We start from the raw sequence: 25,599 nt of genomic DNA, 5'->3' as shown, positions 1-25,599 counted from the left end.
ACAGTTACAGATACTTAGATATTATTTTAGCATCCTTTTCATCTAACTCTCCTGTTTTTCCCCTTGCAGCTATGCCATATGCTTCTTCTCCACCCATAAAGGATTCTATATCCTTTCTAATGAATCTCCACTCTCTTCCGAATTTATGAGCTTTTAGTCTGCCATCTCTTATCATATTATATATTGTTTGATTGCTAACTCTTAATAAATCTGCTACTTCAGTTAAATTCAAAACATCAGGCTTTTGGTTTTTATCTACATCCACTAAGCTTTTACTTAGCTTTTGCAGCATAACAGCATCTTTTCCTTCGATTGTTACCTCGCCGCATTGTGGGCATACATATGCACTAACTCCATCTACAGTTAACTTATAATTTCCCCATCCAGTATTTATAGATGTGGTTTTTTTCTCCATCTCAGTATTGCAAATATAACACTTCTTACTCATAATTAATATCTCTCCCTTCTTCGCAGAACATTATCAATAGATTCCCAAACTTCTTCTTTTGTCCTGCATACCGTTATAATTAAAGGAGTCTCTAAGGCAGCAACAACGGTATATACCTCTGGCTCATTAGCTATTGCTTCCTGAAATAAAACTTTTATATCATTAGTTCTTCTATCAGTTTGAAACTCTATAGTTTTCCCTTTTATGATACAATCTAAAACCTTATCAATGTCGATTTCACGTTCTGACATCCTTTCAAAAGCATGGTCAGTAATATCAAAATCTCCCTCACTGACTTTTTTGCGAATCATCTTCTCAGCTAGTTGTTCTATCATGCATTATTACCTCTTCTTATATATAATATACACCTTTAAGTGTTTTTTTACAATAAACTATTATAAATTAATATAAAATATTATAAATTATACATATACACAATATCTTTATATAAAATATAAGAGCCTGTACATTTAAATTATATCTAAGTTAACTGCTCCTTCTTCTTAAGATATCTTTCTGCACCAATTCTTTAAACTTATTATAGCTGTTAACCCAATCAAAGGTAATATCTTGTGAAATCTTAGCAAAATGCTTCTTTGCACAATTGATTTTAGCATATTCAACCTGAGTCAGGTCCTTCTTTTCCTTATCACACTTTGTTTCTACTATAAAATAAAGTTTAGCTTTTGCATCATCTACCTTATGGATAATAGCCCAATCAGGTGAATAATTTCCATAAGGTGTGTCAATGACAATACCACCTTTTTTAAGCTTGGTGAATAGCAGTACATCCGGGTCTTCATCGAGACTCCTTGCAAATTCAAATTCTCCATCACTATCAACCCTTATATACTTATGAAGTGTCCTTTTATGATCACTATTTGTTTTATAAGCTCTTTTATGGTCAATCATACTTCTTTCAATCTCTTCAACAGAGAATATGGTGCTTTCGTCAAAGAGATATCCATCTATAACTTCATAGTCAATATTTTTAGCCTTAAACTCTGTTAGTTTATCTAAGATAGCCTTCATAACCTCATCAAGAACAGCTTGTTTTTGGAGGAATTTCTTGTTTTTCAAGCCTGAAATAATCCTAAACAAAGCCTTCCTTGGAAGCATTGTGTGATGCATAAGGTAATTAGTAATTTCAAAGTCGCTCTTTATAATCTCAATGTCCTCGTCACCAAGAGCAAGGCTTATCTTAGCCGGATCATCAAACTTAAACTTCTTGGATTCATCATAATCTCCCTTACCTGTTGCTACTTCAAATTCTCTTTTAAGTGCCTTGTAGCTTAATTTCTCATTTAAATCATCAATACATTCTTTAATAAATTGTTCGTTATCAATTTTAACTTGATACATAGTTCTCTTAACTATACGATTTTTGAGTTCTACCCATAGTTTTTGAAACTCTGATTCTGTAACAAAACTGTGGTATCCATTAACAACAGGTTCTTCATCGCCATTTTTGATTTCAATCCTGCGGCTTCCTTTGTTCTGCATATTATCTATAAATTTTTCTTTGATTTTTATTTCAAAGTTTTTTAGAGCAGGACTTTTAAATTCATAATATAATATATCCGCTGCATTCTTAGTAAGTTCATTGTTCTTTGGATTAATAATTCCGGCTTCAGTTAATTCTACCTTGAAAGCTTCTACTGTTTCTGCCACAATAAATTCCTTTGGCATACCTGCTTCCTCAAGGGTTCTGTATACTATATCATAAGTTACTTCTTCCTTCTTAAAACCAGCTTCATTACTAAAATCATTTTGTAGTGCTTCTGCAAAATGGTCATAGTAATCATTGGCTATGACAGTTAGAACATTTACATCCTTATCAAAGCATCTGTTACCATGTATATCTACTGGTAATCTGAGTCCACGTCCTATCTCCTGCTTCTTTGCTATTTCTGAACTTCCCTTTTTTAGTGTACAAAGCTGAAATACATTTGGATTGTCCCATCCTTCTCTAAGAGCTGAGTGGGAGAATATAAATGCAAGTGGTTCATCGAAGGATATAAGCTCATCCTTCTTATCAAGTATAAGCTGAATTCCTCTCTCTATATCTTCTTGGGCCTTCTTATTCATCTGCAATTCATCTTTAGACCAATCAAAGCCGTCTACTTCTGTCTCGTTATTCTTCTTATCACGGGCAAAATACCCTTCTCTTACCTCTTGAACATTTTTATAATCGGTAAAAAGTTCAGGATACTTTCTAAAGACTTCATTGTATCTTGGATCAAGTATAATTTTTGAGTATTCTTCATCGAATATTTTAGCATATAGCCCTCTGCCATCAGCTGATTCACTGTCTCTGAAGTTTTTTACAGCATCTATGAAGAAGAGTGAAATAACCTTTATCTTATAACCTTTTTCAAGTATTTTTAACTGCTTTTCAAGGTGTTTTTGTATTGTTAGACTTATTTGAATTCTAATCAAATCCAGCTCATCCACATCATAGTTATTCTGCCCTTCCTTGAGGACGAGAACATCATCACCCAAGCCGACCTTGAGACCATTTATTTTATGTGGATCTTCTAACACTATCATATTTTTATATTGAGGCAGTCCCCCTGACAGTTCAAATAAGGATGCATTTTTTAACACATTAAATGTCTTAAACCTTACAATGCCTCCAGGCTCACTATAGAATATTTCTACCTTTGCCTTTAAATCTTTAGTAAACTCTATATATCTAACATAATTATAGTCTTTACTTATACTGCTATATATTGTTTTAACTTCTATTTTTTTAACTAAATCCTGCTTATAAGCCTGATAAGAGTCCAGCTTATAAATTTGATTATAAAGCTTTTTATGTGTGGCTGAATACCTCAATATAAACAGAGGGTTCAGCTCCTCAATTGCACTTAAAGATGCACTCTTTTTCTTACTGCTTCCCTCAAGTCTTTGTGGTTCATCTATAATAACAATGGGATTTACATACTTTAGTAAATCCCAAAGTACTTTGCCTGTTTCATCTTCTTTTCTTATTTTGTTTGTATCCTTATTGAAGGATTGTATATTCATTATAGCTATTCTTAAATCTCTCGCTTCGACGAAATCCGTAAGCTTTCCCGAGTTACCTGAATCATATACAAAGGCATATTTTGAAATATCAAGACCATGATAAAGTGTCTTAAAATGTTCCTTTAGCATTTCTATACTTTTTTCAACACCTTTTCTAATAGCGACAGTAGGTACAACAATTATAAACTTCATAAAATTATAATCTTCATAGAGTTCTAAAATAGAACGAAGATATACATAGGTCTTTCCCGTACCGGTTTCCATCTCTACAGTAAAGTTATATCCTGTATCAAATGTATCACTTGGAAAGAGCATATTGTTATTTTGCACTTCCCTCATATTATTCAGTATTATACTTGGTCCGATATCAAGCCTATTTCTTACTGGATCCTTTTCTATAAGATTTTTTATATGACGGGTTGCACCCCTGTATATTACATCCCCAAGCTCCCTGTCCTGGCCTTTAAAAAGATCAACCACAGCATTTATAGCGTTTCGCTGATATTCCAAATTTTCATCAAAATTAAATACTATTTTTTGTGTCATATTCTATCTCCCTCCTGAGCTTAAATAAATTCTACTCTGTAGGACTGTTCTTTTCCTTGGTTATGTTTTTTAAGCTGAGCATCAAGGCGGTTCATTGTATTAAGCTTTAGGGAGATATCATCATCAAAGGCACTGTCACGGAATATTACTTTAATAGGCTTTGGCTCTATGGCTGCAATCCCATCAACAATTTTATTTGTTATCTTTTCTTCTAAACATACAACTACTGCATCAGCAAAGATGTAAGTTCTCTCTCCAATGTTTGATAGATTTTCAATCTTTGATGTCAGAGGGAAATCCCTGTGACGGAGCATTATTTCATAGACTACATCTATATCGGTAAAACCTGGATTGAAGTCCAAAGCATCTTTTGAAAGTCCCTTTGTATATAAATCTTCTATTCTTTCAAATGAATTATCTTTCCAATTTATATTTGTATCCGCTACTTTAAATACCTTAAAGCCAATATCAATGTTTTCTATGCCTTCTTTATCCTTAAGATCTTGATTTATCTTTTCACCTGCACGGCGGATACGTTCTTTTCCAATTTCACAAATATTTTTATAACCCGCTTTGTAGGCTTCACTACCCTCACTACACTTTTCTTCATCAGTTTGAACCATTATAAATTTTCTATTAGCCATCTCTTCAATATTTAATTCCATAACAGCATGGGCAGTTGTAGCTGATCCTGAAAAAAAATCCAAAACTATTGCATCCTTATCACTTACACTAATTATCCTCTTCATAAATGCCAATTGCTTGGGATTGTCAAAGGGTGTATTAAATTCCTTTAATAAAGAATAATCTGGGCGTTGGTCATCAGACATTATTGATTTAGGGCGTTGTTTCATATTTTCATGTAGGTATCTCTTTATAACCGGTAAACTACCATCATCGTGGAAATGAATTCTATTATCTTTAATCAATTCGTCCATTTTTTCTTTGCTATATCTAAATCCTCCTGGTGGTATAGGATCATAAGAATTTGTTATAGGATTAAATATTCGTTCCATATTTCCATTCTTTACACCACCTAAATCGCCTTTCCTGTATAATCCTCTTTCATCAAAGTACCAATAATTTGTAAAGTCAACAAACCTTGGGTATTTAGTTAACTGTTTTAATTCCTCAGTTATTTCATCCTTTGAAAGCCCCATTGATTCAAGTTCTCTTACTTTTTTTAAATATTCATTAATATTATTTTTAGGTACAGACCATTTATTTTCAGCATGCTTTACTTGAAGAACGTTAATATTTTTAGCATATATTAAGCAATAATCATGGCTTACAGAAACAAACAAACTTTGATTTTTAGAACTATTTGTATTTCTTACAATGTTTGCAATAAAATTATTTTCATCAAAAATGTCATCACATATCTTTCTTAAATTCTGCACTTCATTATCATCTATACTAATAAATATTACTCCATCGTCTTTTAATAAATCTTTTGCAATTTTCAGACGTGGATACATCATGTTTAGCCAATTTGAATGAAACCTTCCACTTCCCGCTTGATTTTTAATCAGTCTGTTACCTTCTTCATCTATATTACCTTCAATTTTCTCATTTTCAGTAACTTCCATTGTAAAATTATCTTTATAAACAAAGTCGTTCCCTGTATTATAAGGTGGATCAATATAAATCATTTTTACCTTTTCATAATAACTATTTCTGAGTAGCTTCAATACCTCAAGATTATCTCCTTCAATGTATAGATTCTTAGTAGTTTCTGGATTCTTGCTATCCTCTGGTACATATTTTAATGTTTTACCTACTATATCTATGTTTGCAAGCTGTTTTGCCTGTGTTTTCCCAGGCCATGTAAGTTCATACTTTTCCTTACCTGTCCCTTCAAACTGACCAAGTTCCTGCTTTAAGGCTTCGAAATCAACTTGTCCATCTTTTACTATCCCTGGAAATAGACTTTCAAGCTTTTTTATATTTTCATCTATAGGATTAAATATTTCTTTGGTAACCTTGTTCTCCATACTTATCCTCCTGTCACTCTGTAAGTTTATTTATTTTTTCAAGAGTATTCTTGATTTTCATATTAATTTGTGCCTTCTCAGACACAGTAACTGCAATACTTTTTTCTCTCTCAAAGCCTTCAACTTCTCTTAAAAGGCTAGTCAATAATTTCATAGTATCAAGGTCATAAAATATATTTGATGAAAGAATACTTTTGTATCCGGAAAAATATGCCCTATTACTAATTACTATGGCTTTGCTAAACATTTCATAATAATAAGTCAGCTTATTAGCCTTATTTTTCACCTCATCAAAATCTAAATATTTTGATATTAGTTTCTTAGTATCATTCTCAAAAAATATTGATGATATATGTGTTAATATAATTTCATCTATAACTATCTTAGTATTATCAAGCTTATTCAGTCTTTTGTATACAAAACAATAGCTTTCCGTCCCCTTGGAATCAAAGAACCTTATTACTACTAATGGTTTTACAACCCTTTGAATAATTTCTCCTATAGTTTTTGCACTTTTTAAATTCTTAACTTCAACCTCAAAAAACATTATGGCCTGACAATTATGCTCATCATCAATAAATGAAGCTATATCTTCTCCTATAATTTGGTATTTTAATTCTATTTGAGCCACATTATCTTTAAAATACTTTTTCTCCTTTTGGTTAAGCTCTGAGGTTGTAAACATCTTTATATCAAACTTTTTGTTAACCTTATAATCTGAAGGAAGATTAAACATTAAGGCACCTCCTACTCTACAACGAGAAAGGATACTAACTCAAAATCGTCACTGCTAACATTTTCAAAGCTGTTTTCATATCCTCCAAAGTCAAAAATACTCTGCTGTGCCTTTTTATCCTCTTCTCCCAATATTTCTGATATTGCTTTATTAAGCAACTTTGAATAAGCACTCATATCTGCCGCATTTTTTGTTCTCTTATTGAATCTTTCAAAAAGCAATCTATCAGGTTCTATCTTACCATAGGTAAGCTTTCTAAACTCCTTTAGTGTTTCCCTGGCACTGCTGTTTCCAAAATAAATTTCTCCATCCTCTAATACATACATAAGATAGTATGGATACAGTGAGCTTTCACTCTTAGGTTTTGCTTCATCCTTTAAATGCTTAAAACAGAAGATGCATCCCTTTTTATCTCCCTGAGCTACAGAATAAACTCCTCTTGGTACCCTTTTTATATCAGAGTTTTGCTTTACAAAGCCAGCAAGTTCATAAAGATAATCGTTCATATTCAAGTCTGTAAGGGATATATTATCATTTAAATCTTCTATATCTACAACCTCATTTTTAAGTCTTTCAAGCTGTTTCTTTCTAAACACAAAGTCATTCATTTCAGGTGAAAGTATATCCTCATCCCCTGTTGATGAAAGATTTGCTGCCATCATTTTACCTTTAACCCGTTTCTCCAGCTGCAGATACTCATTAAGCTCCATATTAGGGAAGAAGTTTATCATAGCTATCTTGTCGTTTTTGCTTCCTATTCTATCAATTCTTCCAAACCTTTGAATTAACACAACCGGATTCCATTGTATATCGTAGTTAATTACGCAGTCTGCATCCTGGAGGTTCTGTCCTTCAGAAATACAATCTGTTGCTACAACCACATCAATTTGCATTTCCTTTGGAAGTTCTTTACCAATCTTGGACTTAGGTGAAAAATGTTTAAGTACTGTATTAAATTCCTTTTTTATTCCGCTTAATGTAGTTTTGGGCTCTCCGGAACCTGTAATACATGCCGTATTAATTCTATGTCTTTTAAGCTCGTCTGCTATTGATTCATAAATATAGTTTGCTGTGTCTGAAAAGGCTGTAAATATTAATATCTTTCTATTTCCAGGATTATAAGGAGTAGATATTATTTTATTAATTATAGCATCCTCAAGGGTTCTTAATTTTTCATCCCTATCATTTTCAAGTATTTCCTTAACCTCTTTCATAATATCTTTTAGTATTTCTTTATCGTAGAGCAAATCTTCAAGAAAATTTTGACTCATCAAATGCTTAACATTTATCTCATATTTATAATCAAGTGTAACTTCATCTTCATCATCTATATCATCTACTTCAAGATTCAATTTCTGTTCTGACTCTTTAGTTATCACATTAATATAATTATCTATTCTCTCCATAAGCCTTCTTATGGTCTCTCCAAAAGAATAAACAGAGCTTTCAAGGCGCTTAAATAAATTAAAGCGATGTAATGTAGCTGTTATAAGCTCTCTCTGTTCATGATAAAAGATTACCCTGTCTCCGTAAACCGTTTGATATTTTTCCCTATAATATTCCTTATATTGCGGTTTAATATATGACATAGGTGAATATACTGCAAGTTTTAATTTCTCAAGGACTTCATTTGTTTCTTTGAATTTTAAAAGATTCCCCTTGCTGTCGATTTCCGGATTAAAAGTTTTTTGAGGAAGCTTATCCGGAAACTTTCCTACATTATCATTTCCATAATATTGTGTTATATGTTTTCTACTTCTTGATATTGTAATCATTTCAAGCAGCTTAAAAAATTCAGATGGTAACCTGTCAAGCAGGGCATTTTTGCTTCTGTTACTTTCTTTCATCCACTCATTTATCTCTCTTTGAGCCTTTCTTAAAACCCCATCAATACTTTGAATTCCCTCTTCTTTAAAAGCTTTATCATCATCAATATTTATAACACTTAACTGATTTTTGAGGTCTGTGAGTGAATTGTTAACAGGGGTGGCTGATAGCATTAAAGCCTTGGTTTTAACACCTTTCTTTACTATTTCATTAATTAGTCTACCGTACCTTGTAAGCTTTTCGGGGTTTTCATTCCTATTTCTAAAGTTATGAGATTCATCAATAACCAGCAAATCATAATTGCCCCAATTTATACGTGATAAGTCAAGGCCACTGCGTGACCTTCCTGACTGTCTTGATAAATCAGTATGGCATACTATATCAAAAGCAAATCTATCTCTGACAAACCTATTATCTATATAAGAATTTCTAAAGGATTCCCAGTTATCATAAAGCTTTGCAGGGGTCAGTACTAATACCTTATGCTGTCTTAATTCATAGTATTTTATAACAGCAAGAGCCTCAAAGGTTTTACCAAGACCCACACTGTCTGCTATTATGCACCCATTATATTTTTCAATCTTTCTAATAGCAGAAACCACCGCATCCTTCTGAAACTTAAAAAGGCTACTCCAAATTTCAGTATCTTTAAAACCTATGCGGTCATTTTCAAACTTTTCAATATCTGAATCAAGATTATCCCCAAAGAATTCATTTAGTGTAAAGAAATATATAAATTCTGGACCATATTCCTTATATATAAAGTTCAAACTTTCAAGCAGCTGTTTTTTGAAATCCTTTGTATATTCTTTACTATTCCAAAGCAGTTCAAAGTTCCTTGATAGCTGTTCAACTTGTTCCTTATCTGTAAGCTCTACATTAAAATTAATAGTTTTAAATAATCCAGTTAGAGCCTTTTTCGTTATTTCTAAAGATGAATCTCCAAACACCGCATAGTCGCTATCAATAAGCATTAAATTGCTCTTCACAACGGCTTTATTTCTTACCCTTTTTACATTTACATGATTTTCTATAAACTCATGCATGCTCCTTGCCTTATTTAAATGGTTTAACTTATTCTTTTCAATAATGTCATAGGAGTTGAAGATCATATCATTGACTGTACGACTTATCTCAAATTCTCTGGATACTTCTCTCCCTGAAGGAATATAAGAGGAATCTCTGATTATAAGGTTAATATCCTTTACCTTGCTCATATTCTCCTTTAACTCTGAAAAGACAGAAAGAGTTAATTTGTCATTAATAATATTTACTTGGCTGCTTTTCTTATTAGAAAGTATACTATTTACTTTATTAATAATCTGTTCATTTGAATTAATAATGCCGCCCACAGTCAATACCCCCATTTTTCCGCTGCTTCATAAGTAGTTATATATTCAATCATATTAATGCACCTCTACTTTTGGGTGTATATAATAATATATTATTCGTTTTGACGAAAACATTCAATACATCGCACATATATTGTAAATATTACCAACTGCATCGTTTCTTGAGTATATTGAGTTCTTTACACAGCCTGTACACCTTCTTGTGATTAATAATCAGGTTGTATCCTCTCATCAAATCGTGGGTAATTTTATAACCTTGCCTTATATAATGCCTGGCTACCTGAAATCTATCATCTATAGAAAGCTCTTTTTTTTTAATAAGTCCTTTAAAATTGCTATTTCAAGGTCTTTTTCACCAAGCGTTTTTTTCAATAAATCATTTTCTTTTTCTATTTCTTTATTAGAATTAATTGAATTAAAGTTACTTGATTTTGGGCCCCTGGCAAAGCCAGCTTTAGCAGCATCCTTTTTCTTTTTTACCCATGTATTAATGGTTGTAGATGGTATATTATGATTTCTTGCAACCAACGTCATGTTACCCGTTTCGCCTACTTCTTTTAACACCTGCTCCTTAATCTCTTTTGAATAACAGCTACCTTTCATTAATTCTTCCTCCTTAAGCTTCTAATATTATTTTAGCTAAAGGTTCGTGGATTGTCCAAATCAATTAAGGGGCTTAAGAGGTATGAATGTGATAAACCATTTGCTTCGCACCTTTTAAAATACATCTCACATAAGTCCTTGAATAACATCCCTTGCTTATTAACCACCCCTAATTTATAACCTTTTGATTTTGCTTTAACCATCTTTGTAACCCTCCTAAAGTATTAAACTTGAGTTACAAGGCAGTCAAAAAAATAAAGCAGGCTTTGACATAGGGAAAACTCACCTAAAATCAAAACCTGCTTTGCAGAAACCTTAGCATATCAAATTACTATAAACACTTGATTTATCACAAACTTATTCTATTCCCACTCAATAGTTGCTGGCGGCTTAGATGTTATGTCATAGACTATTCTGTTTACTCCTTTAACTTCGTTGACTATTCTTCTGGATACCTTGTCAAGTACTTCGTAAGGTATTTTAGCCCAGTCAGAAGTCATTCCGTCTGAGGAAGTTACAGCCCTTAAGGCTACTGTGTGACAGTAAGTTCTTTCATCTCCCATAACACCAACTGACTGTATATTAGGTAAACATGCAAAGTACTGCCATATCTTACCTTCTAGATTAGCATTTGCAATTTCTTCTCTGAATATTGCATCTGCTTCTCTGGTTATAAATAATTTTTCTTCAGTTATTTCTCCTAGGACTCTTATGGCTAAGCCTGGTCCCGGGAATGGCTGCCTCCATACTAAACTGTGGGGAATACCCAGTCCTTCTCCAACAGCTCTTACCTCATCCTTAAATAATTCTCTAAGTGGTTCAATAAGTTTAAAATCCATGTCTTCTGGAAGTCCGCCCACATTATGATGGCTTTTAATTGTAGCAGAGGTATTAGTTCCGCTTTCCACTACATCTGGATATATGGTTCCCTGAACAAGAAAAGCTATATCTCCAAGTTTTTTAGATTCTTCCTCAAATACCCTGATAAATTCTTCTCCAATTATTTTTCTTTTTCTTTCGGGGTCGCTTACTCCTTTGAGCTTTCCTAAAAATCTGTCCTTTGCATTGACTCTGATTAAATTCATATCAAACTGTTTTTTAAATATGGATTCTACCTGGTCCCCTTCATCCTTTCTAAGTAAACCGTGATCTACAAATATGCATGTCAGCTGTTTTCCTACTGCTTTATGTACAAGCACAGCTGCAACTGAGGAATCTACTCCTCCAGATAAAGCACAAATAACCTTTTTATCACCAACCAGATTTTTTATATATGAAATTTTTTCTTCTGCAAAGGAAGACATTGACCAATCTCCCTTTAACTCACATACGTTAAATAGGAAATTAGAAATCATTTTTCTGCCAAATGGAGTATGTTCCACCTCAGGATGAAATTGTACGCCATAAATTTTCTTTTCTGAATTTTCCATTGCTGCAACTGGGCATTGATTTGTGACAGCTATTACTTTAAATCCTTTTGGGGCAGTTTTTACAAAGTCAGTATGGCTCATCCAGCAGCTGTTATTTTTCTCTATGCCTTTAAATAAAGGATTTTCATTATCTAAATTAATGGCAGTTTTTCCGTACTCTCTTACCTCTGCACTTTCAACTTCTCCTCCCAGGGTAAATGAGATTAACTGCTGTCCATAGCAAATCCCCAGCATTGGTATTCCTAAATTAAATAATTCCTTATCAATTCTTGGAGCGCCTTCTCCATACACACTATTAGGCCCGCCGGTAAATATTATACCTTTAGGATTCTTTTCTTTGATTTTTTCTATGGAATAATTATATGGAACTATTTCACAGTAAACATTATTTTCTCTTACCCTTCTAGCTATGAGCTGATTATACTGACCTCCAAAATCAACTACAAGAACCAATTCTTTTCTCATACTTGTCTCCTTTTTATATTATTATTAAGGTAAAGCCTATTATCTTACTGACTTACGCTGTAGTTTGGAGCTTCTTTTGTTATTGAAATATCATGAGGATGACTTTCTCTAAGCCCAGCTGAAGTTTGAAGAACAAATCTAGATGTTTCAAATAGCTGAGTTAATGTACCTGCGCCTAAATATCCCATACCAGAACGAATTCCTCCAAGCAGCTGAAATAAAGTATCTGATACATAGCCCTTATAAGGAACTCTTCCTTCAACACCTTCTGGTACTAGTTTCTTATTACCTTCCTGAAAATATCTGTCCTTGCTTCCACAAGCCATAGCAGCTAAAGAACCCATTCCTCTGTATACTTTATAGCTTCTTCCCTGGTAGATTTCCGTTTCACCAGGAGCTTCGTCACAGCCTGCTAATAAAGACCCCATCATACAAACACTTGCTCCAGCTGCCAGTGCCTTTACTATGTCTCCAGAATACTTTATTCCTCCATCTGCAATAATAGGTACTCCATATTTATTAGCTTCCTCTACACAATCCATAACTGCTGTAAGCTGAGGTACTCCTACTCCTGACACAACTCTTGTTGTACATATTGATCCAGGTCCTATACCAACTTTAACACAATCTGCTCCGGCATCTACTAAATCTTTAACAGCTTCTGCAGTTGCCACATTTCCTGCTATTATCTGCAAATCAGGATACTTGCTTTTTATCTTTTTTACAGCTTCTAACACACCTTTAGAGTGACCATGTGCTGTATCTACAGTAATTACATCTACTTGAGCCTTTACCAGTGCATCTACTCTTTCCATCATATCATTAGTAACACCTACTGCAGCTCCGCATAGCAGTCTTCCTCTTGAATCCTTAGCAGAATTAGGGAATCTCTTTATCTTTTCAATATCTTTTATTGTTATTAATCCTTTAAGATTATATTCCTTATCTACTAAAGGCAGTTTCTCAATTCTGTGCTTCTTTAAAATTTCCTTAGCATTTTCCACACTTGTATTTTCTTCTGCTGTAATGAGATTTTCTTTGGTCATTACTTCATCAATTTTTCTTTCATAGTCAGTTTCAAATAATATGTCTCTATTAGTGATTATGCCTACCAGTTTGCCATTTGTGGTAATTGGAACTCCTGATATTCTATATTTACTCATTAAATTTAATGCATCATTAATTGTATTATCAGGTGCCAATGAAAAAGGATCCGTAATAACACCATTTTCTTGTCTTTTTACCCTGTCTACTTCTGCAGCCTGCTGTTCTATAGACATATTTTTATGTATAATTCCAATTCCGCCTTCTCTTGCCATGGCAATGGCCATTTTAGATTCAGTTACAGTATCCATGCTTGCACTCATCAGAGGTATATTTAACTTTATTTTTTTAGTTAAGTTTGTTTCTAATTTTACGTCTCTTGGTAATATTTCTGATTTATTAGGTACAAGTAAAACGTCATCAAAAGTATATGCCTGCTTTAATATTACTGCCATAAAATCAACTCCCTTTAATATTATATTATTTGCGTTTAAAATAAAAAAAATGCTAGCTTCAAAAAGAGTGAAACTAGCATGTACATTTTAAAGATACACACTTATTTTCACCCATAGTCGGAAATTTAAGGCTCCCGGTAGATACTCCCTGCCATATTCAGGGTATATATGAGTTAAATCTGTAATTATAATTTTTATACAACAGCTTTTTACATTATTTTATTCAACATTTCTACTTTTGTCAAATGTTTTGCTGCATTTTTAAGAAAAATATTTATATAGTAAATTTAAATATGAATAAAGTTAAAAAACTAGAAAAAACTTACATTAAGTTATTCCTAGTTTACTTTTTAACTATTTTAAACAGTATTTTATAACAATTTACACATTTGTTAATAGTTTTTTATAGCATCCTTCAGTGACACAGATTTACTGTCAGGTACTACCTGGAAAAATACTTCTATACCTTTATCTTCAATTTCTTTTAATATATCAAAATCTTCTTTTTTAACAGCTACATTTGGGATTACAAATTTAGAATCACTTTTCTTTGCAATTCCGCCAAGATTCAGCCTTTTTATAGGAAGCCCTTTATCAATAACTTCCTTTACTGCATCAATTGTTTTAAATAAAACTATTGCTTTATTCTTTTCAAAATTTGTACTGTTCCAATATTCTACTACTTCATCATTACTAAATACCTTAATATTCATTCCTGAATTTGCAGTTGACATCATATAAATATCTTTCATAAATGGATCACCTGCCGTGGCATTATCCACTACAAATAATGCATTTGTTCCCGCTCCTTTTGACCATTTTGTCATAACCTGTCCATGAATAAGTCTGTCGTCTATTCTTGCTAATACAACTTCACCCATTAATAATCACTATCCTTCCATATTATTCTCAAACTTTTTTATTCCATCTGAAGCTGAATTAATCATGAGCTGGATCAATTCATCCAATCCATTAGAATCTCTGGATTGAAAGAACTCTATAAGCATAAGCATATTGACTCCTGTTATAAGTTTAATGCTCTTGTACTTTTTTAGCAAATATAAGGCTACATTTGATGGGCTGCCACCCAATATATCCACAAGTATAATTGTATCCAGACCAGCTTTTTGATTTTCAACCACAATATTATCTGCAGTGCTCCTTAGATCATCTACGCTTTCGCCTAAACTAAGTCCTAGTGCTTTTACATTTTCCTGTTCTCCCATAATCATTTCAACACTTTTTAATAGCTCTTTACCAAAACCACCATGAGTAATTATTAGTGCGGCTTTTTTATTCATTTAATTACACCCTCTCTTTATATACTTTTTATCTTATGTATGGATTGAATGTCTCTCCTTCTACTAATGATTAGCTGGAAGAAAGAGAGACACTCCATAATTTAAAATGTGTTCAGTTATTCTTTATTATAGAATTCCCAGAAAAGCAAGAGCTGCTAAGATTATCGATAAGCCTACAAGTGCTTTTGTTATCTTTAAGCCTTTCTTATCAAAGTAAGCATAAACTCCTAATACAGTAACAAGTGGTAATATACCTGGCAGTATGGAGTCAAGAATACCTTGAAGTGCAAACTTTTTCCCTGAAATTGTCCAAACTAATGAACTATTAACCTTAACATAAGAAGCTGCCAAAATTCCCATCATAAACAAACCCAGAATAGATAATCCGCTAATTATCTTTTTCATATTCTTGCCGCCTATAATTTCTGCTGCAGCTGTACGTCCAAGTCTATAGCCAAGTTTTGTAAAGTAGTTCCCGTATAGGAATGTTACAAGTGTAAATGCAATCCATGGGAATAATGCACCCATAGCATTGCCTGCCTGAGCCCATGGTAAAGCAATTGCTATAAATATATATTGAACTGTACCTGAGTCAATTGCATCTCCAATACCAGCCAAAGGTCCCATTAATCCTATCTTTGTACTATTTATAACTTCTGGTGTAACTGCTTCCTCCTCTTTTCCCTCTGCTAAAGCCTTTGCTCTGGCTTCCTCCAAGGATGTTGTTATACCAAGGATAGTTCCACCACCCCATTGAGCCTGAGTATTAAAAAATTGTGTATGTCTTTTATAGGCTTCCTGTAGATCATCTTTGTTTTTATAAAGTTTTCTTAAAGTAGGTGTCATAGCCCATAAAAAAGAAGGTGCTAACATTCTGTCATATGTGTGAGGAATTTCATTTGCATACCACCATCTAAACCAGCTCTTGTTCAGGTCCTTTGATGTTATTTTTTCAGGTTCCTCTCTTTTTACTATTTTTTCATCACTCATTTTAATCTTCCCTCCTTATATCATGCTTCAGATTCTTTACTGCTGGTTACTAAAGTAAATAAGTATGCCACTATTACTCCAACAACTGCAAATGTAACAGTGTTAATTTTAAGGGACTTTAACATAACTGCCATAAAGTATGCAAGCATGAAGAAAACCAGATACTGTTTTTTACCTATAACTTTAAGAATTAAAGCAATACCTAAAGCTGCAAGTCCTCCGCCTACTACATCCAAAACATGGAATAAAACACTTCCTGAAAGTGAAGTTGTAAAGCTGGCTATTACTGGAGCTCCATAATAAAGAGCTATAAAAACTGAAGGTACAAATAGAGCAAAGCTTATAATTATTGGTATTATTATTATGGATAATGTCAATCCTTTATCGTTGGTTTCAGCTGCATATTTGTCTGTCAGACGAATAACAAATGTGTTCAGTAAAAATCTAACCTGATATAGATAATTTCCAAGCAAACCAACTGGCACTGCAACTGCAATTGCTGCTGTGGGTTTCAATCCTGCCAATATTGCAACTGGTACTGCAATAGCAGTAGCAACTGCTGGCTCACTAGGCATAGCACCACCTGGAGCAATCATGCCCATATAAATCATTTGTATTGCAGCCGTAATAATCATTGCTTTAGGAACATCTCCCATAACGACACCTACTACCAAACCAGTCATCAAAGGGCTGAACCTAAGGTTTAATGTTGCATAACCAAGAGAACGTGATTCAACTAAGGCAACCCAAATGGCAATTATCAGCGCTTGGGCTACACTTAAACTAGCTTGTCCCATATTATGAATCCTCCTTTAATATTTCATTAATTAATTTTTATATTTAAATAATATTTGTGTAATGATAATTTTAAATTAATTTCCCCGATTCCCCTTTCTTTTCAACTTAATATTGTGCCTTTTATTTATAGTATTATTCCAAAGTTTTTATCATTTACACAAATTTATTCCATTGTTAAATTAATACTTATCCCAATTTGCGGTATGGAAAACCCCTCCTTCGTCAATTCTCTCATAAGTATGAGCACCAAAACAATCTCTCTGTGCCTGAATAAGATTTGCAGGAAGGTTTTCTTCAGTCATTCCATAGAAATAATCCATTGATGAATTAAGGACTATGGCAGGTATATAAAAGTCTGCCGCAATAGAAGTTACATCCTTTATTGAATCAAGTTTTTCAGTAAGAAATTCTAATGATTTTTTATTATTTAAAAGATTTACATTTTTACTGTCTTCATCAATTATTTTTCTAAAAGAATCTAACATTTTTGATCTGATTATGCATCCTCCCTTCCATATTTTAAGCACCTCAGAAAGGTCGATGTTATAATCATAAACTTTTGAAGCTTCTGCTATAAGCCATAGGCCCTGTGAAAATATTATAAAACTTGAGAACAATAATGAATTTTTTAATTCTTCTACAATTTTATTTTTATCATATGAAATATCAGAATACTTTTTATCAACATTTTCAGATAAACTTTTTCTATATTCTTTAAAATAAGATAAAACCCTTCCCTGTACAGCTGCAGTTAATGAAGGTGTGGGAATGCCCAGGTCAAGTGATGTCTGTGCAGTCCATTTCCCGGTTCCCTTCTGACCTGCCTTATCTAGAACTAACTCAACTAATGGTTTTTTTGTTTTTTCATCTTTATGCTTCATAATTTTATATGAGATATCCATTAAAAATGAATTTAATTCCTTGGAGTTCCAATGTTCAAAAATGTCTCCAATTTCATCTGAGGAAAGTTTTAATGCTTTACGCATTATGTCATAAGTCTCTGAAATAGCCTGCATCATGGCATATTCTATACCATTGTGAAGCATTTTTACAAAGTGGCCTGCAGAACCATCTCCAATATATGTGCAGCAAGGTCCATCTTCTGTCCGTGCAGAAATTTTAATTAAAATATCTTTAACTAATTCATAAGCCTCTATTGAGCCTCCAGGCATTAGTGAAGGTCCATTAAGAGCTCCAGCTTCTCCCCCTGAAACACCTACACCAAGATATCGTATGCCTTTTTCCTTTAATTCATTAAATCTTCTGGTTGTATCACCAAAATATGAATTTCCTCCATCCATGATAATATCGCCTTTATCAAGAAGAGGAATAAGTTTTTCAATCATACTGTCTATTGGTTTACCAGCAGTTATCATTAAAAAAACTTTTCTTGGCTTACTTAATGAATTTACAAATGATTTAAGATCATAAAAGGCTGATATATTTTTCCCCTTTCCCTCATTATCCATTAAATTTCTAGTTTCCTCTGGAGTATAATTATAAGCTGCTACTTTATAGCCTTTATCTTCTATATTTAAAACAAGACTCTTTCCCATTACTCCTAATCCAATTAATCCAATATCTTTCATTTTTTTGCCTCCACAAAACTTATTTTAGTAATTCACTATTAATAACATTATCTGGTTTTTCTCCTATTAGAACCTTTTCAACATTATCTACTACTTTATCTCCCATACCCTTTAAGCACTCATAGGTATATGCTGAAGTATGCGGTGTAACAACTACATTTTTATAACTTAACAAAGGATGATGTTCATCTATTGGTTCACCTTCAACTACATCAATACCCATCCCTGCTATAATGCCTTTATCTAATGCCTTCAATAAGCTGTTTTGCTCCATCAGCTCTCCTCTTGCAGTGTTTACAATGTAGACCCCTTTCTTCATAAGAGAAAATTCTTTTTCAGAGATAATATGATAGCTTGTGTCATTAATAGAAGCATTTAAAGAAATTATATCTGACCTTTTAAGAAGCTGTTCAAGAGATACAGGTTCTGCTCCCTTTTTTCTTATTTCTTCATCAGAAAGATTTGGATCATATGCAGCAATATCAGCATTAAAACCATACTTTAATATCTCTCCAACTCTGCTTCCAATATTGCCAAGACCAATTATACCTGCAGTCTTTCCCTTTATTTCGCATCCCATGAACTTTGCTCTTTCAGCCCATTTGCCTTCTTTAACTTTAAGTGATGCAGGTACTATCTGTCTTAAAACAGTCATTAAAAGTGATATAGCATTTTCAGCTACTGCTTCTCTCTCTACAGGTGCATCAACCTTTGTAATAAAAGTACCTTTTGCTGTAGCAGCTGGAACATCTATATTATTGTAGCCAATTCCATGCCTGGAAATTAATAAAGTTTTATCTTTTTTTTCAAAAAATTCTTTGTTGTATAGTGCGGTAACACTGGCGATTATTACTGAATACCCCATAAGTTTTTCAGCCAGGGCCTTTCCTCCAATATCCTTTGGAAGATTAAATCTGTCTACTTGTCCTAGCTTTTTTAATTTTTCAATATGTTCTGGAAAAACCCTGCCAAAACTGCTGGAATTTACAATAGCTATCTTTGTACTCATTTTGTTCCTCCTTTTTTAATAATTTATATATTCTTGATATCGTTATCAATTAAAATATTAGTTTTGAAAATAGTTTTCATAAATTTTTACTTTGTAAAATAAATTTACTTTCTTAAGTATATATCATTTGAAAATTTTTTTCAACAATTGTTAAAAAATAAATAATGCTTTTTTAAAACATTATTCACTACTATGATTTATAATGTATATTTTTTTCATTTCCTTATATATTGCATAAAATAATTTTCTCGTATATAATTATAATCTGATAATACATTTATAAGAGGGTGATGTAATGGAACCTGCTCTAAATCAAATTCTTCAAATTAAATCTCAGTACAATACATTTAACGAAACAGAAAAAAAAATTGCAGATTATATTTTGAATAATACTAAGGATCTTATTTATTCAACAATAAGCCAGGTAGCAGAAAAACTTCAGGTATCTGATGCTACTATTTTTCGTTTTTGTAAAAAAATTAATTTAAAAGGATTTCAGGAACTTAAAATTACTTTAGCCACAGAATTAACAGAAGTGCTTGATAATAATTATGCAAATGAACAAATAAATGAAAATGATGATGAACAAACTATAGTAAGCAAGGTATTTAAGGCAAATATTACAGCTTTAAATGATACACTGCTTTCAGTAGATCCAGCCCTCATCGAAAAAGCAGCAGATACTATTTTGGCAGCAGATCAAATAGTATTTTACGGCAATGGCGGGTCTGGAATAGTTGCTATGGATGCACATCATAAATTTTTGAGAACTGGCCTTAAAGTTTCAGTTTATACAGATAATCATTTACAGCTTATGTCAATTGCCCAGCTCACAAATAAGGATGCAGTAGTAATCATTTCCCATTCTGGATCAAACTTGAATATGATAAATCTGTTGAATATAGCTAAAGAAAATGGTGTAAAAACCATTGCAATAACTTCTTTTTCAAAGTCTCCAGTGGGTGAAAAAGCAGATATAACTCTTAATGCTATTTCTCAAGAGACAGGTCATCAATTTGAAGCCTTTGCCTCCAGAATTGCTCACTTGACTATAATTGACTGTATATATATGAGCGTTGTTTTGAAAAGAAAGGAATTAACCCATGCAGCCACTCAGAGGATGAGAAAAGCAATTGCATATACAAGAATGTAATATTTACAGTAAGTTTTATAAAGCACATAAAAATAGCTCCCGATTTCTCGAGAGCTATTTTTATTAATACATTCCGCCGCCATCCATTCCCATTCCTGGAGCAGCTGGAGCTGGGTTAGCATTTTTTTCAGGTATATCTGCAACTGCAGCTTCAGTTGTTAAGAATGTTGATGCAACTGAGGATGCATTTTGTAGTGCTGATCTTGTAACCTTTGTTGGATCAACAATACCGGTCTTTATCATATTAACATATTTATCATTTAAAGCATCGTAACCAATTCCTGGTTCGCTGGCCATAACTTTTTCTATTATTACTGAGCCTTCAGCTCCAGAATTACATGCAATTTGTCTAACTGGTTCTTCAAGAGCTTTTCTTATTATATCAATACCAACTTTAACATCTGGATTTTCAGAAGTTAATTTTGCTACCTCTGGAATTACGTTGATGAAAGCAGTTCCGCCTCCTGGAACTATTCCTTCTTCAACAGCTGCTTTTGTAGCTGCCAGAGCATCTTCTATTCTTAATTTTCTTTCTTTAAGCTCTGTTTCAGTAGCTGCACCTACTTTAACTACAGCAACACCACCAGCTAATTTAGCCAATCTTTCCTGAAGTTTTTCTTTATCAAAATCTGATGTTGTTTCCTCAATTTGTCTTTTTATCTGAGATACTCTTTCATGTATTTGTGTTTTATCACCTCTGCCATTTACTATTGTAGTATTTTCCTTTGTGATTTTAACACTTTCTGCTCTGCCTAACATATCTATTTTAGTATCCTTTAAATCTCTTCCTAATTCTTCTGAAATTACTTCTCCACCTGTTAATATAGCAATATCCTGAAGCATTTCTTTTCTTCTGTCACCAAAGCCTGGTGCTTTTACAGCTACACATGTAAATGTTCCTCTTAGTTTATTAACAACTAATGTAGCTAATGCTTCTCCTTCAATATCATCAGCTATTATTAACAGCTTTCTGCCCTGCTGAACAATCTGTTCAAGTAATGGTAATATGTCCTGAATATTTGAAATCTTTTTATCTGTAATTAAAATATATGCATCTTCCAGAGAAGCTTCCATTTTCTCTGAGTCAGTAACCATATATGGGCTTAAGTAACCTCTGTCAAACTGCATTCCTTCTACTACGTCTAATTCTGTTCCCATAGTTTTTGATTCTTCAACAGTGATAACTCCCTCATTGCCAACCTTCTCCATAGCATCTGCAATAAGCTTGCCAATTTCCTCATCAGAAGCTGATATTGAAGCAACTCTTGCAATATCTTCCTTACCATCAACAGGTTTTGAAATTTTAAGTATTCCTTCAACTGCTTTATTTACAGCTAATCTTATTCCCTGTCTAACAAGCATTGGATTTGCTCCAGCTGTTACATTCTTTAAACCTTCTCTTATTATTGCCTGTGCAAGCAATGTAGCTGTAGTAGTACCATCTCCGGCAACATCATTTGTCTTTGTTGCAACTTCTTTAACAAGCTGTGCTCCCATATTTTCATATGGATCCTCAAGCTCAATTTCTTTAGCTATTGTGACACCATCATTAGTAATAAGTGGTGCACCAAATTTTTTATCTAAAACTACATTTCTTCCTTTAGGTCCTAATGTTACTTTTACAGTATTAGCAAGTTTATCTACACCATTTTGCATAGATCTTCTTACTTCTTCACCAAATAAAATACTTTTTGCCATTTTAAACCCTCCTCGTTAAAACATAACTTTTAATTAATCTTCAATTACTGCTAGTATATTTTCTTGTTTTAAGATAGTGTATTCTTCTCCATCAACTTTAACTTCATCACCTGAATATTTTGAGAATAATACTTTTTCTCCTACTTTTAACTCCATTTTTATTTCCTTACCATCTACATTTCCTCCTGGTCCAACTGCAACAACTTCAGCAACCTGAGGTTTTTCCTTAGCAGCTCCTGGTAAAACTATGCCGCTTTTGGTTGTTTCCAATGCCTCAAGCTTCTTAATAACTAATCTGTCTCCAAGTGGTCTAATCTTCATTTTTAAACCCCTCCTTAAATATATTTAAAAATAATAATCACTTTATTGTTAGCACTCACTAATATTGAGTGCTAATACAACTATTATAATAATTAATACACTTTATAATAGCAAACTTGTTTTTGGCTGTTTTAGCCTAATTAATTGCATGTATAATTTATTAACTATTATTATTTCATTTTCTCTCTAATTTACTAATCATTTCTTTACATATGAAATAAATTCAAAAATTAGGATATATCTTTTAATAAAAGCATGGTTATTTAAATACTTTTGACAACTTTTATGGATTTTATACTACTTTCCTTTCCTTACCATGCCCTTTATTATTTTATCTCCCTTGTAAATTCCTACTAAGAATAGCAGGCACATTAGTACTGAAATAAAAATAAGCATTCCATTCTTTCCATTATTAATATTTGCTCCAAAGTATGCTGAAACAACAACACAAGGTATTCTTCCCAATGTAGATAAGCAAATAAATTTTTTTAAATTTATTTTAGATACTCCGCATATATATGCCAGAGCGTCCTTTGGAATACCTGGGATTAAGTAAAGTAAAAAAACTACATAATCAATTTTGCCATAATTGCTTACCTTATCAAAAAAACTTATATTTTTTTTGTGAACTATCTTATTTAATAAAGGCTTCCCAAAATAATGAGAGATAGAATATGCAAATATGCTTCCTAGTGAAATACCTATTATTGATATTAATGCCCCATACCATGTGCCATATATATATCCCCCTGAAATCTGTATTATTTCGCCAGGTATAAAAAACACTGCTACCTGTAAGAATTGAAGTGCCAAAAAAGCAAACACACTATACTTGCCGTAAGACATTATAATTGTTTTGACTTTTTCCTCATCTCTAAATTCATAAAAATACTTACTGAAATACTGAAAAGCCACATAGGCTGAAAAAATTAAAAGCAGGCATAAAACAATTTTCACTTTATTTTTTTTAATGACAGCAAAAATATTTTTAAATTCTTTACCCATTTTATCACCTTACGTTTATTATGTATTATATATTCTTAATTATTTATGCTGTGATTTTATTAGCAAATTCATATAAATAAATGTATTATAACACAAAAAATGCCCTGTAATAGAACTTTATTCTATTACATGGCATTAAATATAATTTAATCTATACCTGCATATTTGTTTCCTTAAAATTATTTAATTTCTCATTTTCAGATACATTCTTTTTAGATGACTGTGAACTAAATTTATTTAAGTTTATTTTAGCTTTCATTAAAGAAATGGTAGTTGCCGGCCCGCCAATACAGCCGCCTTCGCACATCATTCCTTCAATAAAATTACCTGCTAATCTTCCGACTTTACCCATAGTCATTGCCTTCTTTATTTCATCCGCACCGCTTGCTTTAACAGGTTTAAATCCAATTGGCAGTTCTTTACCTTTTACATAATTTTCAATGGCTGCTGTTAATCCTCCACCTTGAGCAAATCCTCTTCCAAAGTATGATGCATCATCAACTTTTGTTCCTTCACAGGTTTCAGGATCTATATTAAAGGCACCCATAAGAGCCATTATCTCTTCAAATGTCATTACATAATCTACAGACTCTTTAATTCCCTCTCTTTTTATTTCAGACTTTTTAGCCGTACATGGTCCAACAAATACTACCAATGCATCTTTATCTATTTTTTTAATCAGTCTTGCTGTTGCAACCATAGGTGAAACCGTGGTAGATATTTTATCTGCCTGATCAGGGAATTTTTTTTCTATATATCCAACAAAGCCAGGACAGCAGGAACTAGTCATGTATTTGTTTCCTTTTTCCATTCTTTCAATAAATTCACTGCTTTCATGCACTGTAACAGCATCTGCACCACAGGCTGCCTCAAACATATCTGTAAATCCTAACTGCTTAAAGGCAGTTTTTACCTGTTCCACAGATACTTTTGGTCCGAACTGACCTGTTATGGCTGGAGCAGCTACTGCATACATCTTTTTATTATCCATTAATGCTTTAGTAACATCAATTATAAAACTTTTATCAGCTATTGCACCAAATGGACATGCTGCCATGCAGGCACCGCAATTTATGCATTCTTCCTGCTTTATCATAGCCTGTTTATTTTCAGAATTAATTTCCAATGCTCCAGTTGGGCACGCTTTTTTACAAGGTCTCATAACTTCAGCAATAGCAGTATATGGACATGCCTTTTTACACATTCCGCATTCCTTACACAAATCCTGATTTATATATGATCTTCCTGCAACTCTTGTAATTGCCCCAGCTGGACATACCTCCATACATTTATGCTGTATACATCCTCTGCAGGCATCTGTTACTGAGTATTTAACAATAGGGCACTTATCACAGGCAGCAGGCATTACATATATAATTTGATCCTCATCTTTTACCTCAACTAAGTCATGTAATATATTATCATCCGGCATGCATCCTGCTGCCATCTGAACTCTTTCGTAGAAGACTGCTCTTTCTCTGTATACACAGCATCTGTATTCTGCTTTATCTCCCTTAATTACATCATAAGGTGCTTTTATTAATTCATTCTTATTTAATCTATTTTCTTTAACCATCAGTGCTACTTCTTTTAATGCTTGGTATTTAAGTTTTTTTAGCTGAGTCTCAAATTTAAACATTATATAACCTCCTAAGTCATACAAGATAACCCTTAATATTGTACAAATTTCTTTGTTTAATTGTATCAAAAATGTCTGTCATTTTACTAATACAGTATCTCTATGTCCTATGACAATTCACATAATACATTATAACAGATATTTGTTAAATATGAAACAGCTAAAT

Annotated in this window: 20 protein-coding genes and 1 riboswitch; of the genes, 1 reads left to right on the top strand and 19 read right to left on the bottom strand. The window is 32.8% G+C overall.

Going from position 1 to position 25,599, the window contains the following annotated elements:
- Positions 1 to 4 precede the first annotated feature (4 nt).
- From EQM05_RS03055 to EQM05_RS02980, 15 genes are all read right to left on the bottom strand, one after another.
- Entirely contained in the window at positions 5 to 448 is a 444-nt protein-coding gene (locus EQM05_RS03055; RefSeq protein WP_128748684.1) for a helix-turn-helix domain-containing protein, read from the bottom strand.
- A 2-nt stretch (positions 449 to 450) separates the two neighbouring features.
- Positions 451 to 783, bottom strand: coding sequence for a DUF4258 domain-containing protein (locus EQM05_RS03050; RefSeq protein ID WP_128748683.1), 333 nt, complete (start codon positions 781 to 783; stop codon positions 451 to 453).
- A gap of 151 nt (positions 784 to 934) precedes the next feature.
- Entirely contained in the window at positions 935 to 4,024 is a 3,090-nt protein-coding gene (locus EQM05_RS03045; RefSeq protein WP_128748682.1) for a DEAD/DEAH box helicase family protein, read from the bottom strand.
- Positions 4,025 to 4,044: 20 nt separating this feature from the next.
- A complete protein-coding gene (locus EQM05_RS03040) occupies positions 4,045 to 6,018 on the bottom strand; it encodes a site-specific DNA-methyltransferase (protein ID WP_128748681.1) in 1,974 nt (657 codons plus the stop codon).
- 13 nt (positions 6,019 to 6,031) lie between these two features.
- Positions 6,032 to 6,754 carry a DUF4391 domain-containing protein gene (locus EQM05_RS03035; protein WP_128748680.1) on the bottom strand — a complete coding sequence of 241 codons (723 nt, stop codon included), beginning with the start codon at positions 6,752 to 6,754 and terminating at the stop codon, positions 6,032 to 6,034.
- Between the two features lie 11 nt (positions 6,755 to 6,765).
- Positions 6,766 to 9,948, bottom strand: coding sequence for a helicase-related protein (locus EQM05_RS03030; RefSeq protein WP_243108109.1), 3,183 nt, complete (start codon positions 9,946 to 9,948; stop codon positions 6,766 to 6,768).
- A 279-nt stretch (positions 9,949 to 10,227) separates the two neighbouring features.
- Positions 10,228 to 10,536, bottom strand: coding sequence for a transposase (locus EQM05_RS03020; RefSeq protein ID WP_128748678.1), 309 nt, complete (start codon positions 10,534 to 10,536; stop codon positions 10,228 to 10,230).
- A gap of 362 nt (positions 10,537 to 10,898) precedes the next feature.
- Positions 10,899 to 12,431 carry a glutamine-hydrolyzing GMP synthase gene (gene guaA / locus EQM05_RS03015; RefSeq protein ID WP_128748677.1) on the bottom strand — a complete coding sequence of 511 codons (1,533 nt, stop codon included), beginning with the start codon at positions 12,429 to 12,431 and terminating at the stop codon, positions 10,899 to 10,901.
- Positions 12,432 to 12,475: 44 nt separating this feature from the next.
- Positions 12,476 to 13,930, bottom strand: coding sequence for an IMP dehydrogenase (gene guaB, locus EQM05_RS03010; RefSeq protein WP_128748676.1), 1,455 nt, complete (start codon positions 13,928 to 13,930; stop codon positions 12,476 to 12,478).
- A 94-nt stretch (positions 13,931 to 14,024) separates the two neighbouring features.
- A riboswitch (purine riboswitch) is annotated at positions 14,025 to 14,122 on the bottom strand.
- A 200-nt stretch (positions 14,123 to 14,322) separates the two neighbouring features.
- Positions 14,323 to 14,811, bottom strand: a complete 489-nt coding sequence (locus EQM05_RS03005) for a PTS sugar transporter subunit IIB (protein WP_128748675.1) — start codon at positions 14,809 to 14,811, stop codon at positions 14,323 to 14,325.
- A gap of 9 nt (positions 14,812 to 14,820) precedes the next feature.
- The gene (locus tag EQM05_RS03000) at positions 14,821 to 15,231 is read right to left on the bottom strand and encodes a PTS mannose transporter subunit IIAB (RefSeq protein ID WP_128748674.1); all 411 of its coding nucleotides are present in this window, start codon (positions 15,229 to 15,231) and stop codon (positions 14,821 to 14,823) included.
- A 126-nt stretch (positions 15,232 to 15,357) separates the two neighbouring features.
- A complete protein-coding gene (locus EQM05_RS02995) occupies positions 15,358 to 16,221 on the bottom strand; it encodes a PTS system mannose/fructose/sorbose family transporter subunit IID (RefSeq protein ID WP_128748673.1) in 864 nt (287 codons plus the stop codon).
- Between the two features lie 20 nt (positions 16,222 to 16,241).
- On the bottom strand, positions 16,242 to 17,018 hold the full coding sequence (locus EQM05_RS02990; protein ID WP_128748672.1) for a PTS sugar transporter subunit IIC: 777 nt from the start codon (positions 17,016 to 17,018) through the stop codon (positions 16,242 to 16,244).
- Between the two features lie 180 nt (positions 17,019 to 17,198).
- Complete coding sequence (gndA, locus tag EQM05_RS02985; RefSeq protein ID WP_128748671.1) at positions 17,199 to 18,608, bottom strand: NADP-dependent phosphogluconate dehydrogenase; 1,410 nt, start codon at positions 18,606 to 18,608, stop codon at positions 17,199 to 17,201.
- 19 nt (positions 18,609 to 18,627) lie between these two features.
- On the bottom strand, positions 18,628 to 19,617 hold the full coding sequence (locus EQM05_RS02980) for a D-isomer specific 2-hydroxyacid dehydrogenase family protein (protein ID WP_128748670.1): 990 nt from the start codon (positions 19,615 to 19,617) through the stop codon (positions 18,628 to 18,630).
- A 295-nt stretch (positions 19,618 to 19,912) separates the two neighbouring features.
- Between EQM05_RS02980 and EQM05_RS02975 the strand changes: the two genes are divergently transcribed.
- Positions 19,913 to 20,770: a MurR/RpiR family transcriptional regulator gene (locus tag EQM05_RS02975; protein WP_128748669.1), complete on the top strand. Its 858-nt coding sequence runs from the start codon at positions 19,913 to 19,915 to the stop codon at positions 20,768 to 20,770.
- A 63-nt stretch (positions 20,771 to 20,833) separates the two neighbouring features.
- On the opposite strand, the gene groL is transcribed toward EQM05_RS02975, so the two are convergent.
- The 4 genes from groL to EQM05_RS02955 form a co-directional block, all read right to left on the bottom strand.
- Positions 20,834 to 22,468 (bottom strand): chaperonin GroEL, encoded by a 1,635-nt coding sequence (gene groL / locus EQM05_RS02970; RefSeq protein ID WP_128748668.1) that lies wholly within the window; start codon positions 22,466 to 22,468, stop codon positions 20,834 to 20,836.
- Positions 22,469 to 22,501: 33 nt separating this feature from the next.
- Complete coding sequence (locus EQM05_RS02965) at positions 22,502 to 22,789, bottom strand: co-chaperone GroES (RefSeq protein WP_128748667.1); 288 nt, start codon at positions 22,787 to 22,789, stop codon at positions 22,502 to 22,504.
- Positions 22,790 to 23,086: 297 nt separating this feature from the next.
- The gene (locus EQM05_RS02960; protein ID WP_128748666.1) at positions 23,087 to 23,794 is read right to left on the bottom strand and encodes a TVP38/TMEM64 family protein; all 708 of its coding nucleotides are present in this window, start codon (positions 23,792 to 23,794) and stop codon (positions 23,087 to 23,089) included.
- Positions 23,795 to 23,945: 151 nt separating this feature from the next.
- Positions 23,946 to 25,433, bottom strand: a complete 1,488-nt coding sequence (locus EQM05_RS02955; RefSeq protein WP_128748665.1) for a 4Fe-4S dicluster domain-containing protein — start codon at positions 25,431 to 25,433, stop codon at positions 23,946 to 23,948.
- Positions 25,434 to 25,599: the final 166 nt, after the last annotated feature.

It is taken from the genome of Clostridium sp. JN-9 (assembly GCF_004103695.1).
Lineage (GTDB): Bacteria > Bacillota > Clostridia > Clostridiales > Clostridiaceae > JN-9.
This window is presented reverse-complemented; position numbering and strand designations above follow the sequence as displayed.

Excerpts from the sequence above, each read along its gene's own strand:
- EQM05_RS03000 (WP_128748674.1), bottom strand. The coding sequence starts at position 15,231 with ATGAATAAAAAAGCCGCACTAATAATTACTCATGGTGGTTTTGGTAAA.
- EQM05_RS03020 (WP_128748678.1), bottom strand. The coding sequence starts at position 10,536 with ATGAAAGGTAGCTGTTATTCAAAAGAGATTAAGGAGCAGGTGTTAAAA.
- EQM05_RS03045 (WP_128748682.1), bottom strand. The coding sequence starts at position 4,024 with ATGACACAAAAAATAGTATTTAATTTTGATGAAAATTTGGAATATCAG.
- EQM05_RS03005 (WP_128748675.1), bottom strand. The coding sequence starts at position 14,811 with ATGGGTGAAGTTGTATTAGCAAGAATAGACGACAGACTTATTCATGGA.
- EQM05_RS02980 (WP_128748670.1), bottom strand. The coding sequence starts at position 19,617 with ATGAGTACAAAGATAGCTATTGTAAATTCCAGCAGTTTTGGCAGGGTT.
- EQM05_RS02990 (WP_128748672.1), bottom strand. The coding sequence starts at position 17,018 with ATGGGACAAGCTAGTTTAAGTGTAGCCCAAGCGCTGATAATTGCCATT.
- EQM05_RS03035 (WP_128748680.1), bottom strand. The coding sequence starts at position 6,754 with ATGTTTAATCTTCCTTCAGATTATAAGGTTAACAAAAAGTTTGATATA.
- EQM05_RS02975 (WP_128748669.1), top strand. The coding sequence starts at position 19,913 with ATGGAACCTGCTCTAAATCAAATTCTTCAAATTAAATCTCAGTACAAT.
- EQM05_RS03040 (WP_128748681.1), bottom strand. The coding sequence starts at position 6,018 with ATGGAGAACAAGGTTACCAAAGAAATATTTAATCCTATAGATGAAAAT.
- groL (WP_128748668.1), bottom strand. The coding sequence starts at position 22,468 with ATGGCAAAAAGTATTTTATTTGGTGAAGAAGTAAGAAGATCTATGCAA.
- guaB (WP_128748676.1), bottom strand. The coding sequence starts at position 13,930 with ATGGCAGTAATATTAAAGCAGGCATATACTTTTGATGACGTTTTACTT.
- EQM05_RS02995 (WP_128748673.1), bottom strand. The coding sequence starts at position 16,221 with ATGAGTGATGAAAAAATAGTAAAAAGAGAGGAACCTGAAAAAATAACA.
- EQM05_RS02960 (WP_128748666.1), bottom strand. The coding sequence starts at position 23,794 with ATGGGTAAAGAATTTAAAAATATTTTTGCTGTCATTAAAAAAAATAAA.
- EQM05_RS02955 (WP_128748665.1), bottom strand. The coding sequence starts at position 25,433 with ATGTTTAAATTTGAGACTCAGCTAAAAAAACTTAAATACCAAGCATTA.
- EQM05_RS02965 (WP_128748667.1), bottom strand. The coding sequence starts at position 22,789 with ATGAAGATTAGACCACTTGGAGACAGATTAGTTATTAAGAAGCTTGAG.
- EQM05_RS03030 (WP_243108109.1), bottom strand. The coding sequence starts at position 9,948 with ATGGGGGTATTGACTGTGGGCGGCATTATTAATTCAAATGAACAGATT.
- guaA (WP_128748677.1), bottom strand. The coding sequence starts at position 12,431 with ATGAGAAAAGAATTGGTTCTTGTAGTTGATTTTGGAGGTCAGTATAAT.
- EQM05_RS03055 (WP_128748684.1), bottom strand. The coding sequence starts at position 448 with ATGAGTAAGAAGTGTTATATTTGCAATACTGAGATGGAGAAAAAAACC.
- gndA (WP_128748671.1), bottom strand. The coding sequence starts at position 18,608 with ATGAAAGATATTGGATTAATTGGATTAGGAGTAATGGGAAAGAGTCTT.
- EQM05_RS03050 (WP_128748683.1), bottom strand. The coding sequence starts at position 783 with ATGATAGAACAACTAGCTGAGAAGATGATTCGCAAAAAAGTCAGTGAG.